General features: G+C 48.4%; 14 protein-coding genes and 1 tRNA gene. 2 read left to right on the plus strand and 13 right to left on the minus strand.

Annotated features, from left to right (window positions below; translation table 11 throughout):
- Positions 1-64 precede the first annotated feature (64 nt).
- On the minus strand, positions 65-1,345 hold the full coding sequence (hemL, locus tag ACRJJO_RS20435) for a glutamate-1-semialdehyde 2,1-aminomutase (RefSeq protein WP_431067425.1): 1,281 nt from the start codon (positions 1,343-1,345) through the stop codon (positions 65-67).
- 433 nt (positions 1,346-1,778) lie between these two features.
- Here hemL and ACRJJO_RS20440 point away from each other — a divergent pair, with 433 nt between their 5' ends.
- Positions 1,779-2,222 (plus strand): hypothetical protein, encoded by a 444-nt coding sequence (locus ACRJJO_RS20440; RefSeq protein WP_431067426.1) that lies wholly within the window; start codon positions 1,779-1,781, stop codon positions 2,220-2,222.
- 415 nt (positions 2,223-2,637) lie between these two features.
- On the opposite strand, the gene ACRJJO_RS20445 is transcribed toward ACRJJO_RS20440, so the two are convergent.
- The 12 genes from ACRJJO_RS20445 to hslV form a co-directional block, all read right to left on the minus strand.
- Positions 2,638-3,210: a chorismate--pyruvate lyase family protein gene (locus ACRJJO_RS20445; protein WP_431067427.1), complete on the minus strand. Its 573-nt coding sequence runs from the start codon at positions 3,208-3,210 to the stop codon at positions 2,638-2,640.
- Positions 3,207-5,288 (minus strand): ATP-dependent DNA helicase RecG, encoded by a 2,082-nt coding sequence (recG, locus tag ACRJJO_RS20450; protein WP_431067428.1) that lies wholly within the window; start codon positions 5,286-5,288, stop codon positions 3,207-3,209. The genes ACRJJO_RS20445 and recG overlap by 4 nt, the downstream gene beginning before the upstream one ends.
- A gap of 15 nt (positions 5,289-5,303) precedes the next feature.
- On the minus strand, positions 5,304-5,705 hold the full coding sequence (locus ACRJJO_RS20455; protein WP_431067429.1) for a RidA family protein: 402 nt from the start codon (positions 5,703-5,705) through the stop codon (positions 5,304-5,306).
- Positions 5,706-5,740: 35 nt separating this feature from the next.
- Entirely contained in the window at positions 5,741-7,924 is a 2,184-nt protein-coding gene (locus ACRJJO_RS20460) for a RelA/SpoT family protein (protein ID WP_431067430.1), read from the minus strand.
- Positions 7,925-7,931: 7 nt separating this feature from the next.
- Positions 7,932-8,171: a DNA-directed RNA polymerase subunit omega gene (rpoZ, locus tag ACRJJO_RS20465; RefSeq protein ID WP_014149963.1), complete on the minus strand. Its 240-nt coding sequence runs from the start codon at positions 8,169-8,171 to the stop codon at positions 7,932-7,934.
- A 261-nt stretch (positions 8,172-8,432) separates the two neighbouring features.
- On the minus strand, positions 8,433-9,605 hold the full coding sequence (locus ACRJJO_RS20470) for a phosphoglycerate kinase (RefSeq protein WP_404357935.1): 1,173 nt from the start codon (positions 9,603-9,605) through the stop codon (positions 8,433-8,435).
- Positions 9,606-10,140: 535 nt separating this feature from the next.
- A complete protein-coding gene (ubiB, locus tag ACRJJO_RS20475) occupies positions 10,141-11,691 on the minus strand; it encodes a ubiquinone biosynthesis regulatory protein kinase UbiB (RefSeq protein ID WP_431067431.1) in 1,551 nt (516 codons plus the stop codon).
- Between the two features lie 59 nt (positions 11,692-11,750).
- Positions 11,751-12,359, minus strand: coding sequence for a ubiquinone biosynthesis accessory factor UbiJ (locus tag ACRJJO_RS20480; RefSeq protein WP_431067432.1), 609 nt, complete (start codon positions 12,357-12,359; stop codon positions 11,751-11,753).
- 32 nt (positions 12,360-12,391) lie between these two features.
- Positions 12,392-13,141: a bifunctional demethylmenaquinone methyltransferase/2-methoxy-6-polyprenyl-1,4-benzoquinol methylase UbiE gene (ubiE, locus tag ACRJJO_RS20485; RefSeq protein ID WP_431067433.1), complete on the minus strand. Its 750-nt coding sequence runs from the start codon at positions 13,139-13,141 to the stop codon at positions 12,392-12,394.
- 152 nt (positions 13,142-13,293) lie between these two features.
- Positions 13,294-13,671: a gamma-butyrobetaine hydroxylase-like domain-containing protein gene (locus tag ACRJJO_RS20490; protein ID WP_431067434.1), complete on the minus strand. Its 378-nt coding sequence runs from the start codon at positions 13,669-13,671 to the stop codon at positions 13,294-13,296.
- Positions 13,672-13,687: 16 nt separating this feature from the next.
- Positions 13,688-15,013, minus strand: coding sequence for an ATP-dependent protease ATPase subunit HslU (hslU, locus tag ACRJJO_RS20495; RefSeq protein ID WP_431067435.1), 1,326 nt, complete (start codon positions 15,011-15,013; stop codon positions 13,688-13,690).
- Positions 15,010-15,567 (minus strand): ATP-dependent protease subunit HslV, encoded by a 558-nt coding sequence (hslV, locus tag ACRJJO_RS20500; RefSeq protein WP_404361485.1) that lies wholly within the window; start codon positions 15,565-15,567, stop codon positions 15,010-15,012. The genes hslU and hslV overlap by 4 nt, the downstream gene beginning before the upstream one ends.
- 752 nt (positions 15,568-16,319) lie before the next feature.
- Here hslV and ACRJJO_RS20505 point away from each other — a divergent pair.
- Positions 16,320-16,395 (plus strand) — tRNA-Phe (locus ACRJJO_RS20505).
- Positions 16,396-16,461: the final 66 nt, after the last annotated feature.

Consider the following 16,461-nt stretch of genomic DNA (forward strand, 5'->3'; position numbering starts at 1 on the left):
ATCAATTTTTGAAAACTTGGCTTGCAATAAACGAGGAGTCCATATATGAGTATAATCCGCGTGTTTATAAAGTCTTGAACACTTTTGCCGCGATATCCAGCGTTTCATCGATGATCTCGTTACTATGCGCGGCTGAAACGAAACCGGCTTCGAAGGCCGACGGAGCCAGATAAACACCATTGTCGAGCATTGAGTGGAAAAAGCGTTTGAAACGGTCTTGATCGCATTGAGCAACTTGTGCGAAAGAAGTGATTTGCTTGTCTTCGCTAAAAAACAAGCCGAACATGCCACCGACGACATTGCTTGAAAGGGGTATCCCTGCTTGGCTGGCGCGGTCTTTCATGCCATTGACGAAGCTGGCCGTTTTCTCGGTTAAAGCTTCGTAGAAGTCCGGTTTCGCAATCAGTTCGAGTGTTTTCAATCCCGCGGCCATGGCGACAGGGTTGCCTGAGAGTGTACCGGCTTGGTAAACCGGTCCGATCGGTGCGAGATATTCCATGACTTGTCGTTTGCCGCCGAAAGCGCCGACCGGCATGCCGCCGCCGATGACTTTACCGAGCGTGGTCAGGTCGGGCGTGATGTTGTAAACCCCTTGTGCGCCATGTAATCCTACACGAAAGCCGGTCATCACTTCGTCGAAAATCAACAGCGCTCCGGATTCGTCGCAGACTTGGCGCAGCGTTTCGAGAAACCCGGAAACCGGCGGGATGCAATTCATGTTACCGGCCACCGGTTCGACTATGATACAAGCGATGCTGTCGCCGATTTGTTTGAATAACTCGACGACAGATTCGTTATCGTTGTAGGTTAACGTGATCGTATTTTCCGCCAGAGCCGCAGGAACGCCCGGCGAACTCGGCACGCCGAATGTTAGTGCGCCCGAGCCGGCCTTGACTAGAAGCGAGTCGGAATGGCCATGATAACAACCTTCGAATTTGACGATTTTATCGCGTCCGGTGAAGCCGCGGGCTAAGCGAATCGCGCTCATTGTCGCTTCCGTGCCGGAACTGACCATTCTGACCAACTCGATCGACGGCATCAGTTCGCAGACGGTTTGAGCAATGCGGGTTTCAATTTCGGTCGGCGCACCGAAGCTAAGGCCTTTTTGGGCGGTTTCAGTGACGGCAGCGATTACTTCAGGATGGGCGTGTCCTAAAATCATTGGTCCCCAGGAACCGACATAATCGATGTAACGCTTGTTTTCGCTATCGAAAACATAAGGGCCGGAAGCATGGTCGATGAAAACCGGAGTGCCTCCGACGCCGCCGAATGATCTAACCGGCGAATTGACGCCGCCGGGAATGACTTGTTTTGCTGCGGAGAATAGATCGTTTGAATGGGTCATGATTTTTTTTTAATTAGAGCGGGTCAAAGTATAACCATCGTAGATGAAAATTCGGCCTTGGGGTACCCGTCAAAGGACGCCGTAAACCCAGCACCTAAATTCCATAGGTCTTTGGCAATGATTCAAAATCATGGCTTATTTAGGTGCTGGATGAATTATCCAAGACAAATAACCATGGCCAATGGGTTATGGAATTTAGGTGCTTGGTAAATACGTCCATGTAGGCTCTATGCCTGCTCCATGCTGGCAAAGCCTTTACCGAGCACCCCAAGGCCTCCTCCGACAATGCCGAAATTTGAAGTGCGAAATATATACTTGTAAAGGACTGATGGTTTCGACTCGTATTGTACTAGGGTATACAAAGACATGAAATCATCATATTATTGTTTCGTTTGGCCTTAAGTATCTAAACTTTAAAACTATTATCAAAACAATGCATTATATAAAAAATATTAGTCTAGTGTGGGGCGTCTTGTTGATGGGCTTTTTTTTGATCGCCGGATGCTCGGACGATAAGTCGTCTTCGAGATCTTCGGAGCCTGTTAAAAGCAAAGCTCATGTTAAGTATGATCACGCTCACGGGAGCGAAGTCAGCGATTTAGTCAAGCATCAATTCGAACACGAATTTGCCGATCAATGTGTGGAAAGGGAAGTTAAGAATTCAGTCAATAAAGAACTCGACAGAAAACGTTTTGCCGAACCTTGCATGTGTATCGCGACCTATCTGCTCAAGGATTTGACGGCCAAGGAAGCCGAGCTGTTCGTCAAAGAAAATAAAAATACGCAGTCGCTTAGGATTAAATTTGAAAGCGCCGCATACCATTGTCTGCAAAAAAAAGCTCAACCGAAAAGCCCTAATCTATTCGGTAAGCGCTAACTACTCCCTTTTGATCGAAAAACCGTCTAAGAATAAAAGGTATGGGATGTGTCTATCGAGGACCGGCGTGAACCCATCCATGGGGGGCTTAACGGCAGCAATCGAACGCTAGGGATGGCGCGTATTAGGGCAATGCAGGAGCAATTGCCGAGGAGCAAAAATCTGCAAACGCCATGGAAGGTGTGAATGCAGATTTTGCATGGAGCAAAAATCTGCAAACGCCATGGAAGGTGTGAATGCAGATTTTGCATGGAGCAAAAATCTGCCCTGCTGCCGACATCCTCGCTAGCCGCATCCCATACCTTCATAAAGTTGCTATTTTTTGACTATAAAGGGAGTAGTCCTACTGCTCACGTTTCATATTCGGCGCTTGGCGGTAAAGGTTCTTGCAGCATCCGTCGGCGCCTAATTCGATTTAAAGCAAGTTTAAAACTTCCGGTAAAAAGAACTCGTTAACCAGTAGCGGTTTATGGCGGATGGCGTATACGGTTCTTCTTGCCCAGAGCGGTTGTTCGATATGGGCTTCGTTGACGGCAAAGGGCGTCCAAAGCGGCAAGTCGATAAGCGCGAAATCCATTTCCAGTCTGGCTAACTTAGGATAAGAAAAAATCACTTCCCCCAGCGGTTTAGTGCCAAGGTGGGCTAGGTTGCGCCGAGCGGCTTTGATTGTTTTTTCCGGAATCAACGTGCGAGCCAAGACTAGCGGCTTGCCGTCGGCATGCAATAACACCTCGCGGGTTAAGGTGTAGCGTCCCTGATTGAGTTTGAGCCGTTTGCGTTCGCCTAAAAAAGGCAGGCGCCGACAATTGAGCAGTATTTTTACTTTGACGCCATCGCCGTAGTAGCTGCGCAATCGTTGCGTGATCGATCCGGGCTCGTAGATCCAGGATTGCGCTGACTGCGAAATCGTACGGTGTTCTCCGGGGCGACTGACGATCCAGTTCGGTTCTTGTGCTAATAAAAGGCTTTTAATCGGCAAGCGTATCATACCTCGGCGTAATTGACGGTTTCTCCGAGCCAGCGCTTGATTAACGGTTGAACGGCATCGGGGGAATGGTGTAGCAGCGATTCGGCAATCGTTGGGATATTATCCAGTAGGTCCGTGTCTCGATCCAAATCGGCGATTTTAAATTGCATTTGTCCGGTTTGCCGGGTACCCATGACTTCGCCCGGTCCGCGTAGTTCCAGGTCTTTTTCGGCAATCACAAAGCCGTCGTTTGTGTCTCTTAGAATACCGAGCCGGTGTTTCGCCGTGTCGGAGAGAGGGGATTGATAGAGTAGCAAACAATAACTATCGTCTTTGCCCCGGCCTACCCGTCCTCGCAGCTGGTGAAGTTGGGATAGACCCAAGCGTTCCGGATTTTCGATGATCATGAGTCCGGCGTTGGGAACATCCACGCCAACTTCGATGACGGTGGTCGCGACTAAAAGATCGATTCGGTGGTTCTTAAAGTCTTGCATCACGGCATCCTTGTCGGCGGCTTTCATGCGTCCGTGTACCAGTCCAATACGAATGTTCGGTAATACTTGGGTGAGTAGTTCAGCGGTTTTTTCGGCGGCTTCGCATTGTAAGGCCTCGGATTCCTCGATCAAGGTGCAGACCCAGTAGGCTTGCCGTTTTTGAGCGATCCAGTTACCGATACGGGCAATGACCTCTTCGCGGCGTTCGGAGGGAATGACGCTAGTGACGATAGGCTTTCTGCCGGGCGGTAATTCGTCGATGACCGATATATCCAGGTCCGAGTATTGTAGCATAGCTAGGGTTCGCGGGATCGGTGTGGCGGTCATGACCAGTTGATGCGGGCGAATGCCGGCGTTACGGCCTTTGTCTCTGAGCGCCATGCGTTGATGCACGCCGAAGCGGTGCTGTTCGTCGATGACGATCAACCCCAGTTTTTTAAAGGTGACGGATTCTTGAAACAGGGCGTGCGTGCCTATCACGATGCCGGCAGAGCCGTCTTCAAGCGTTTCGAGCGCGGCTTTTCGGGTATTGCCTTTGATTTGCCCGGTCAAGAAGATGATTTGAGTCTGAAAGCTGTCGAACCAGGCGTTAAAATTTCGAAAATGCTGTTCGGCCAGCAATTCGGTCGGCGCCATGACCGCGACTTGATATCCCGTTGCCAAGGCTAATAAGGCGGCGTATGCCGAAACGACGGTTTTGCCGGAGCCGACATCGCCCTGTACCAGGCGTAACATAGGTTGTTGTTGACTGCAATCGGCTTCGATTTCAGTGATGACGCGTTGTTGCGCACCGGTTAGTTGGAACGGCAGCGATTTTAGAAAATGCCGACGGGTAGTTTCGTCAATAGTAAAAGGAGAGGCGGGCTGTTCGCGGGCTTGCTCACGGACGACTCTCAAGCTGAGGTGGTGACTTAACAGTTCTTCAAAGGCTAAACGTTTTCGCGCCGGATTATCGTTTTGGAGTAATGTCTCGGCAGTTATCCGTTCGCTTGGGGCATGCAGGAAGTTGATGGCTTCTATTAGCGTAGGATAATTGAAACGCTGTAAAAGCGATTTCGGTAACCAATCGATCAAGTGTTTAAGATGCAGGTTTAACGTTTGTTTGATTGCTTTTCTAAGTAAGGATTGGCTTAAACCTTCGGTCAGCGGATAAACAGGCGTCAAGGTGTCTTCGGTGACTGTTTGTTCGGGGTTGTTGAGGATTTTGTAGTCGGGATGGATCATTTCCAAGCCCGCATAGCCGTGACGGACTTCCGCGAAACAACTGAGGTAGGTTCCAGGGCTCAGCTGCGTCAATTGCGCGGCGCTAAAATGAAAAAAACGTAGACTAATAAACCCGGTGCCGTCGCCGATTCGGCAGATCAGGCTTTTACGGCCTCGCAACAGCGTGTCGGTTAATTCGACTTTTCCTTTGATCAAGGCAGTCATCCCCGGTTTTAGAGTGCCTATCGCTTGGATGCGAGTTCTATCCTCATAGCGGTGTGGGAGGTGGAAAATCAGGTCTTGACAGCTTCGGATGCCCAGCTTTTCTAGCTTGCTTGCCGTTTGTTTGCCGATGCCGCCCAATGAAGCGACCGATTGATCAAGTGGATCGTTACGGTCCATCGTAGAGTGTTGGCTTTATGCCGGATAGAGTTCGTTGCGTAAATGCATGACCGCGTCAATTTCTACGCCAACACCTTTCGGTAATGCAGCGACTCCGATCGCAGCACGGGCCGGGAAGGGTTCGCTGATGAATTCACCCATGACTTCGTTGACGATAGGGAAGTTGGTGAGGTCGGTTAAATAGACATTCAATTTGACGATGTCCGTTAAGTCGCCGCCGGCTGCTATCGCGACCGCGTTCAAGTTATGGAACACTTGGGTGATCTGGCTACGAATGTCTTCCGAGACAACGTCCATGGTTTTAGGGTTCAAGGGGATTTGACCAGATAAGTAAACGGTATTGTCGACTTTAACGGCTTGCGAATAAGTGCCGATGGCTTGTGGCGCGTCCGGGGTATGGATGATTTCTTTATTCATGAGCAGAGTGATAATTTTGATTTAAGAGTATTTATCTAGGCCTTGACTCGCGTAATCTTTAAAACAATCGTCAATTTTTTCAGGCGGCGCATAATATTGGCTAAATGGACTCGGTCTTTAACGGTGAGTGTGATCAAATCTACCGAGACTCGGTCGTCCTGATCGACTACCGTGACGTTTTCGATATTCGAGTCCATTTCTGAGATGGTTGCGGCGATAGTCGCGAGTGTGCCTCGTTGATTGAGTAGCTCAATGCGAATTTCAGCCGGAAATTCTCCACTGGTATCCTTGCTCCATTCGACATCCAGCCAACCGGTTTGTTTTTTTCTCGAATCGCTGCTGTTTCTGCATTCATGATGATGAACGACGATACCGCGTCCGGGGTTGAAAAAACCGACGATCGAATCGCCCGGTATCGGGCGGCAACATTTGGCCAGTGTGACGACCATGCCTTCCGTGCCTTTGATAATTAGCGGGCTGTTGACGCCTTGTTCGTTATCGTCGAGTCTAACCGTCGACGAGATGTCGTCTTGGCTCAAGCGTTTGGCGACCAAAAACGGCATTTTATTACCGAGTCCTATGTCCTCGAGTAAGGCATCCATGGAGTTGACCGACAATACCTCCAAAAGTTTGTTCACGCGCTCCGATGGAATGGTGTCCAATTGTAAGTTCATACCTTGCAATTCTTTTTCCAGGAGGCGGCGTCCGAGGTTGATCGCTTCCTGTTGTTTAAAGTTCTTCAGATAGGCGCGGATGCTGCTGCGGGCCTTCGCGGTGACGACATAGTTTAGCCAGAGCGGATTGGGGCGGGCCCAAGATGTGGTGATGACTTCGACGGTTAAGCCGTTTTCGAGTTGCGTTTGTAACGGCACCAGTTGTTTATCGACCCGAGCCGAGACGCAGGAATTGCCGATATCGGTATGAACCGCATAAGCGAAGTCGACGATCGTTGCTCCGCGTGGCAATTTGATAATGCCGCCTTGAGGCGTGAATACGAAGACTTCTTGGGGGTAGAGATCGATTTTAAGATTATCGATAAACTCCATGGAGTTGCCGGCCGATTTGTGAATCTCCAGTAATTCACGCAGCCATTCATTGGCTCGGGCTTGGGCATGCTCGGTTTTGTCGCTTTCCGCCTTATCGCTATCGGATTTATAAAGCCAATGTGCGGCAATGCCCGATTCCGACATTCGGTGCATTTCATGGGTTCTGATTTGAATTTCAATCGGGACGCCGTAAGGGCCGATTAATATCGTATGCAGGGACTGATAACCGTTGGCCTTGGACAATGCGATATAATCCTTGAATCGTCCTGGGACCGGGTTATAGAGATTATGGACGACGCCCAGTGCGCGATAGCAGGTGTCGGGTTGATCGCAAAGAATTCTAAAGGCATAAACGTCGAATACGTCGGCAAAGGATATCTTTTTGTTGAGCATTTTTTGATAAATGCTATAAAGATTTTTTTCACGTCCTTCGACTTCGCATTCCAAGCCGGCTTCGCGTAGGCGGTTTTTAATCGAATTTTGGATGATTTCGACGATTTCTCTTCGATTCCCTCGAGCTTTTTTGACGGCGTTTTTTAGGACTGCATGGCGGCCGGGGTATAAGGCTTTAAAACCGAGGGATTCCAATTGATGGCGGATATGATTCATGCCCAGTCGATTGGCGATGGGAGCATAAATATCCAGTGTTTCTCGAGCGATTCGGCGTTTTTTTTCGGGTGGCATCGAGCCTAAGGTTTGCATGTTATGCAGACGATCGGCTAGTTTGACCATGATGACACGCAAATCCTTGGTCATGGCCAAAAACATTTTTCGGACATTTTCAGCCTGGGCTTCGGCGCGCGATTTGCTGTCGATTTTGCTCAGCTTTGTAACGCCGTCGACGAGTTCGGCCACTTCCATGCTAAACAAGCGGCCGAGGTCATCCTTGCTGGCGTGCGTGTCTTCGATGACATCATGCAGTAGCGCAGCCATGATCCCTTTCGCATCCATGCGCATTTCCGCCAGGCTGATGGCCACGGCGATAGGATGGCAAATGTAAGCTTCTCCGCTCTTTCTGAACTGGCCTGAATGCGCCTCCGCACCATACTGATAGGCCCTGCAGATATCGTTGATTTGGGCTTGGTCCATATAGCTTTCCAGAGTCGAGCATAAACGCCGGATCAGTTTATCCTGAGGACGTTCGAGTTCGAGACTGTCAGCTAGCTGTAACATGGCTTTATTAGAGTGTTAAATCGGCTTCGGTATCGTCGCCGGTTCGATGCAGCAGATTGATGTTGTCGGCATTGACATGTCCCGCAGCAATTTCGCGCAAGGCGAGTACGGTGTCCTTGTCTTTTCCGCGCGGGATAAATTCTTCCGCGCCCTTGCTCAATTGGCGGGCGCGTTTACTGGCTAACAACACCAGTTTAAAACGGTTTTCGACGTGCTCAAGGCAGTCTTCAATAGTAACTCTGGCCATGGTAATCCTGTGAAACAATAAATACCGGCCTTTAGGCCGGATGAAAAGGGCATCTATTATAAAAGGAAACGCTGATTAAATCAGCGTTTCAATAAAAGACTCTGATAACTCTTTTGCGGTTCAAATTACGAACGGTTTGTAACAGTCGCGAGAGGCTGAGACAGTGGTGTTAAGTTTAAATAGGCGATAATCGCGAAGATGCGATAAACTTTTCACCAGAGTTGTTTTGCCTTGGCGTGTAATCAGTCGATATAGAGTTTCTCAAGCGCGTTGTTTTAAAACGGCTACGGCCGGTAATTCTTTGCCCTCCAAAAATTCAAGAAACGCGCCGCCGCCGGTTGAAGCATAGGATACTTTTTCTTCGATTCCATATTTGTCGATGGCTGCTAGCGTATCACCACCGCCGGCAATTGAAAAGCCACTGCTGTCGGCAATCGCTTGGGATAGGGATTCGGTGCCGCCACCGAATTGATCGAATTCGAAAACTCCGACCGGCCCGTTCCACACGATCGTGCCCGCAGATTTTAGAATGTCGGCATAAAGCGCCGCAGTTTCAGGACCGATATCCATAATCAAATCGTCGTCTTGAACATCGGCGACTTTTTTGACTGTTGCGGCGGCGCTTTCCGAAAACTCTTTTGCGCAAACCACATCGACTGGAACCGGGATTTCAGCTCCGTTACGTTTGGCTTGATCCATCAATCGGTTGGCTTCATCGATTAAATCGGCTTCATAGAGGGATTTGCCTACCGGAAATCCGGCTGCAGCGATAAAGGTATTGGCAATACCGCCACCGACGATGAGCCGGTCGACTTTTTGCGATAGGGATTCGAGTACGGTGAGCTTGGTCGAAACCTTCGAGCCGCCCACGATTGCGACCAGAGGCCGGTCAGGGCTCTCCAATGCTTTGCCTAAGGCGTCCAATTCTTTAGCTAATAAGGGGCCGGCGCAAGCGATCGGTGCAAATTGCGCAACGCTGTGTGTGGATGCTTGGGCTCGATGTGCGGTGCCGAATGCGTCCATTACAAAAATATCGCATAGGGCAGCCATTTTTTTGCCGAGCTCTTCGCTATTTTTCCCTTCGCCTTTATTGAAGCGCACGTTTTCGCATAAAACGACTTCACCTGGCTGTATTTCAATACCGTCGATCCAGTCTTTTTCTAAGCGTACGGGTTTGCCTAGTAAGCCTTGCAAATGTTCGGCAACCGGTTTCATCGATGCTTCTTCGCTGTAAACGCCTTCTTCGGGACGACCTAAGTGCGACATCAGAATGACTGCGGCGCCGGCTGATAAAGCGTGTTTAATAGTGGGCAAGCTGGCTTGTATGCGGATGTCGCTAGCCACTTTTCCATTTTTGATCGGGACATTTAAGTCTTCACGAATCAATACGCGTTTATTTGATAAGTCCAGATCGACCATTTTTTTTATCGACATATGTTTGGCTCCTGATGGTGAGTTGAGATAGGGTTTAAAATGTAGCTAGTCAAATTTATGCGCTGTAAGCTCGTTAAAGGGGGCGCCTGAGCCTAAATTATTGATGATTTCATATCATAGCGAATGACCTATGGAATTTAGGTGCTGGATGTATACCCATCGCAGATCAAAATTCGGCACCAGGGTGTCCGTCAAAGGACGCCGTGAATACATCCCTGTAGGCTCTATGCCAGCTCCATGCTGGCAAAGCCTTTGCCGCACACCCGGGCGTCTCCTCAGGCACTGCCGAAATTTGAAGTGCGAAAGGTATATCAACGGCGTCCTTTGGTGGGGCTGCCCCGGTGCCGAATTTTGATCTACGGGGGTATAGATCCTTCATGCTTCGACTTAGCTCAGCACGAACGGTCTACAACACATGCCAACTGCTCCTTTTAGGCTTATTCTTCATGATCTTCATGGCGAAACGCTTTTTCTAGGATAAAGGGAGTATAAAATTAATGAATGTGGCGAGTTAACCGCGTGATCTAACGTTGTATTATTGTAGCAAAATAGCGGCGCCTATCATTGCTGCGCCGATCAAAATCGAAGTCAAAGTGGTGTTTTGGTTACGTTCGATTTGTTTGCGTAATAAATGCAATTCGCGGTTTTGTTGGTCCATTTGCGCGCGGGCGTGACCTGCATCGTTCAATGCCTTCATAACCAATGCCGGGATTTCCGGGAATTGCTCCGCTAATTCGGGAAACTGTTGCAAGGCTTGTTGTATTTTGGCTTTCGGGCCTAGACGTTCGCGAAACCATTTTTCCAGAAATGGTTTCGCGGTTTGCCATAAGTCTAGTTCAGGATAAAGTTGGCGACCAAGTCCTTCAATATTAAGCAGGGTTTTTTGCAGTAGCACCAGTTGCGGTTGAACATGCATGTCGAAGCGCCGGGCGGTTTGAAACAAACGCAGCAATAAGTGTCCGAAAGAGATATCCTTGAGCGGTTTTTCGAAAATCGGTTCGCAAACACTTCGGATGGCCGATTCAAAGTCTTCGACACGCGTCGTTCCGGGAACCCAGCCGGATTCAACATGCATTTGCGCAACCCGGCGGTAATCCCGATTGAAAAAGGCTAGAAAGTTTTCGGCCAAGTAACGCTGATCGGATTCTGACAAAGTGCCGACGATGCCGAAATCGACAGCGAGGTATTTGGCAGGGAGTTCGACGAAAATATTGCCGGGATGCATGTCGGCATGAAAAAAATTATCGCGAAAGACTTGCGTGAAAAAAATTTCGACGCCGCGTTCGGCAAGTAGTTTGAAGTCGGCGTTGCCGGCTCGCAATTGTTCTATGTTGCCGACCGGTATACCTTTGATGCGTTCCATGACCATGACCTTTTGTCGAGTCAACGGCCAATGGACTTCCGGCACATAAATCATTTCCGAGTTTTCAAAATTACGGCGCAATTTAGCGGCGTTGGCGGCTTCTCTGACTAAGTCGAGTTCATCTAGTGTCGATTTCTCGAATTCCATGACAACTTCCCGAGGCCTTAATCGTCGGGCGTCGCTCCAAAAACGTTCGGCAAAGCGAGCTAATTCGTATAGCAAGCCTACATCGGATTGTATGCGTTGTTCGATGTCGGGTCGTAATACCTTAACGATGACCTGTTCACCGTTATTTAACACCGCAGTATGCACTTGTGCGACCGAGGCCGACGCTAGCGGCTCGTCTTCGAATTCGGCGAAAGCCTCGCTGATCGGTATTCCCAATTCTTTTTCGATAATCGCACGGGCGATACTACTGGAAAACGGAGGAACTTTATCTTGTAACTTGACCAGTTCATCCGCGATATCTTCAGGTAGTAGATCCTTACGGGTGGATAAGGCTTGGCCGAATTTTACATAGATGGGGCCTAAATCTTCGAGTGCGCGACGAATTCTGACGCCGCGCGCTTCTGTTCCGCGCCGTAGCCAAAAGGTAGGCGATAAGAAGGCTAAATACCGAATTGGCCGAAATAAGTGCGTTTTGAGGACAATTTCATCAAGGCCATGGAAGACCAGGACCCAGTTGATGTGAATCAGGCGCAGCAATATTTTTGGGCGGATCACTGAGTTACCTTGTCGTAATATTGTCGTGGATGAGTCAAAGGGTTGGTTTGAATATAGGGTTAAGGCTGCGTGGTGTAGGTATTCTCAAGATTTTCGAGACGGTTTTGTAATCGGTTGAGATCGGTTTGCAGGTCGCCGGTTTTACGGTAGAAAATATCGGCCTCTGGTTTTGCGGGCAAGTCTCGAACTTCCTCCTGAAGAAATTCCGTTAGGTTGAGCCGGAAGCTTTCGAGCATTTCGCCGGCCCAGCGTTGGCCGGTACGAAAAAAGTTACCTATGCGATGTGCAATGATATCACCGGTATAACGCGATAGTGGTTCTTCGAGGTCGATATCTATTTTTTCGAAAAGCCTAATGAATGCATGCCCGACTTCACTATCGCCGCTGATTTCGATCGAGTCGTCGAATAATGTGTTTCCCAAGCCTTTTGCACCGAATGCTAGTGCCGTGCCGGTCAATAAAGTATCGGCCGGGGCAGGGTAGTCATCTAAGACTTGAATAACGGTTTCCGAAGGACAAAGATAGAGGGTTTCATTGAACGGCCGGATGGTAATGCGGATCACTTTGCCGGTTAACGGGGCCAATAAATAACTGGCATCGCGGTCAAGTGCGACGAAGCGATTCAAGGCGGTTTCGAAAACGCTAAGCAGTAGGGGTTTTACGGTCATGATTGAGTCGTCGGTAAATTGGGGCGGCATTATTAGATTTTATAGCCTCTATGTACTGCCACGATGCCTTGCGTTAAATTAAAATATTCACAGCGTTCAAGTCCTGCATTTTCCATCATTTTTTTGAGGTCGTCTTGTTTCGGATGCATGCGGATCGATTCGGCTAAATACCGGTAGCTCTCTTCGTCCTTTGCGACGAACTTTCCGATTTTAGGCATCAAGTTGAATGAATAAAAGTCGTAAACCTTTTCGGTCAATTTGTCGGTCGGGCGGGAAAATTCCAGCACGATGACCCTTCCACCCGGCTTTAACACGCGAAACATCGATCTTAATGCAGCGTCTTTGTCGGTAACATTGCGCAACCCGAAGCCGATACAAACACAGTCGAAGGAGTTGTCCTCGAAAGGTAGGCATTCCGCATTGACCTGAGCGAAGCGAATATTGCCGATGATGCCGTGGTCAATCAGGCGATCGCGACCATTACGCAGCATTTCGGCGTTGATGTCTGCAAGGACGACTTGCCCTTTTTTGCCGACGCGTTTTTCGAAGAGCATTGTTAGGTCGCCGGTGCCGCCGGCTAGGTCAAGTACACTTTCGCCGCTACGGACATTGCTGAGTTGTACTGCGATGCGTTTCCAAATGCGATGAATGCCGAACGACATTAAATCATTCATGATATCGTATTTGCCGGCTACGGAGTCGAAGACACTCCGGACCATTTGAACTTTTTCTTCCTTAGCGACTTGTTTGAAGCCGAAATGTGTTGTGTTTTCGTTAGTCATGTTTTTTTCCGGTTAGGCGCTAATCAGTGATCGAATTTAGTCGAAAGCAAGGTTGTTGGTCCGAAGACAAGGGCTTAAGGCGGCAAAATATTAAGCCACATAACTGTCTCGGCATCGAGAATGCTCGCATAATATCGGAGGGAGATTTTGGGTTACTGATGACGTGGTTGTCCAGTCGCTTCCAGTTTATCCAAGTACGCAGCCCATAGCTCCTTGTATTCCAAGCCTAATTTATAAAGTAATGGCCAAGTGTAAATGCCCGTTTTATGACCGTCGCTAAAAACCGGAGTTATTGCGTAATTGCCGACCGGTTTAAGTTCGTTGATGGTGACGTTTTCCTTGCCTATTTGTAATATCTCCTGGCCGGGTCCATGACCTATCGCTTCTGCCGAAGGCGTGTATACGCGAAGATATTCATAAGGCAAAGAAAATGTGTGTCCGTCATCGAAACTAATTTCCAAAATTCGTGAATTCTGATGTAACTTGATTTCGGTCGGTGTTGTGTCGATTTCTTGTACAGTCAGGCGCATAAGTTTACGGTCCCGCCTATAGTATGTATCGGCTTAAGTCTTCATCTTGAGCTAACTCGGCAAGATGGGCATCGACGTAGCCTGCGTCAATTGTAATCGATTGTTCATTTAGGTCAGGTGCGTTAAAGGATATTTCCTCCAGTAAGCGCTCTAATAGGGTATGCAACCTTCTTGCACCAATGTTTTCCGTTGTTTCATTGACTTGCCAGCCTAATTCGGCAATGCGTTGAATGCCCTCTTGAGAAAAGTTTAGCAATACACCCTCGGTAGCTAATAAAGCTTGGTATTGCTCAGTCAATGAGGCGTCCGGTTCTGTCAGAATTCGCACAAAGTCATCGGCGGTTAGGGCGTCAAGTTCAACTCGAATAGGAAAACGGCCCTGCAATTCTGGAATGAGATCCGATGGTTTGGTCAAATGAAAGGCGCCTGAGGCAATGAACAAAATATGATCGGTTTTGATTGTGCCATATTTGGTGCTGACCGTACTGCCTTCAACCAGTGGTAACAAGTCGCGTTGAACGCCTTCTCGGGAAACCTCACCGCCACCGCTACCCATTTCGGATCGCTTGCAAATTTTATCGATTTCGTCTAAGAACACGATGCCGTTTTGTTCCACGGATTCAACGGCGCGTAGCTTGATATCTTCTTCGTTGACTAGTTTGGCGGCTTCTTCTTCTTGCAGTACTTTCAAAGCATCCTTGATTTTCATTTTACGAGTACTTTTTCGGCTGCTACTGAGATTTTGAAACATCCCTTGTAATTGACTCGTCATTTCTTCCATGCCGGGAGGAGCCATGATTTCAACGCCGAGCGGGGCAACACGGACATCGATTTCAATTTCCTTATCGTGTAATTCGCCTTCGCGTAGTTTTTTGCGCATCTTTTGACGCGTGGACGACTCAGTTTCGGAAAGCATGCCGCCGCTGGCGCTAGGAAGCAAGATGTCGAGTACTGATTCTTCAGCAGCATCGGCCGCCCTGTTTTGAACCTTGTCCATTTCTTCTTGGCGGGTCATTTTTACCGCGGTATCGACGAGATCGCGAATGATCGATTCAACGTCGCGGCCGACATAGCCCACTTCGGTAAATTTAGTAGCCTCTATTTTAATGAATGGCGCGTTCGCTAGTTTGGCTAAGCGTCTGGCAATTTCAGTTTTGCCGACGCCGGTAGGGCCAATCATCAAGATGTTTTTTGGGGTGATTTCATCGCGTAGAATCCCGCTAACGAGGCTACGACGCCAGCGATTACGTAACGCGATTGCGACAGCACGTTTGGCGTTAGCTTGTCCTATGATGTGTTTATCCAGTTCGTGGACGATTTCTCTTGGTGTCATTTGGCTCATTCGGTCGGCTCTTTGGGTTCAGCGTCGAGTTCTTCAATGCGCAGGTTATGGTTTGTATAAATGCATATGTCTGCAGCGATATTTAGCGAGCGTTCAACGATTTCACGCGCGCTAAGTTGAGTATTTTCTAACAGAGCCCTGGCTGCTGATTGTGCATAAGGCCCTCCAGAGCCGATAGCTATGAGTTCATGTTCCGGCTCAATGACGTCTCCGGTTCCTGATATGATCAAAGAGGATTTCGCGTCCGCAATAGTAAGTAAAGCCTCAAGCTTGCGTAAAGCACGATCGGTGCGCCAATCTTTAGCCATTTCAACGGCTGCGCGAGTTAAATTGCCGCGATGTTTTTCCAGCTTGCCTTCAAAATGCTCAAACAAGGTAAATGCATCGGCCGTAGCGCCGGCGAAGCCAGCGATTACTTTATCGTGATATAAGCGCCGAACTTTACGTGCGTTGCCTTTCATAACAGTGTTGCCAAGCGTGACCTGGCCGTCACCGCCAATGACCACTTTATCTCCGCGTCGGACGGAAAGAATGGTTGTTCCTCTGAAGTTCACTTCTAATTCCCGGTTGAATAATGAGTTAGTATGACAATTCTACCTGTCTTATTCCATATAAGGAAAAGAATCTGAATTGTTGACATGGATATAATACAGAATATGGGTTGCACGATTGAAATTTCAATAGACGCAATCCAAAAGTATAAATTAATTGAGTTCCTGCGGGTTTGATTTAAGCGCTAAAAATTGGATATTCATATAATAAAGTATAAATGGATTGTGCCTGTTAAGTATTGCTCGGCATTTGAGGCGATGTTGCTTGGCTCCTTCTAAGAATAATGCCCATCGTAGTTCAAAATTCTGCACCGGGCCCGTCAAAGGACGTCGTGAACCCAGCCCTAAATGATCTAAGGCTATTAATCATGGCCAATGGGCTATGGAATTTAGGTGTTGGGTGAATGCATCCATGTAAGCTCTATGCCAGCATCCATGCGGGCAAGGCCTTTGCCAGGCACTCCGGAGCCTCCTTAAGCATCACCGAAATTTTAAGTAAGAAAGGTATAGCAAGATATTTTATAAGAGCAAAAAAAACGGGTTAGGTGAAGTAGTTGTGGTTTGTCTCTATTGTCAATATTCGCTAATGAATTCCCGTGTGCACAGGCGAGTGTATGCGATGGGGTTTGCTTCAGAATTTTTTCAAAAGCCATCAGTTTGATTTAAATAAATAAATTAGTCGCTGCAGAAAAAAGATCAAAACAAGCTTGACTCAAAATTAAGAATCCTGTTTAATACGCGCTCTTTCACGGTGCGCCTAGGTAGCTCAGTCGGTAGAGCAGAGGACTGAAAATCCTCGTGTCGGCAGTTCGATTCTGCCCCTGGGCACCAAGGAAAGAAAAAGATTAAAAATAAAGTTTGACATTGAGTTTAGCCTCTGTATAATAGGCGGGCTCA

Origin of the sequence: Methylotuvimicrobium sp. (assembly GCF_050611805.1) — a bacterium.
In the GTDB taxonomy this organism is placed as follows: Bacteria; Pseudomonadota; Gammaproteobacteria; order Methylococcales; family Methylomonadaceae; genus Methylotuvimicrobium.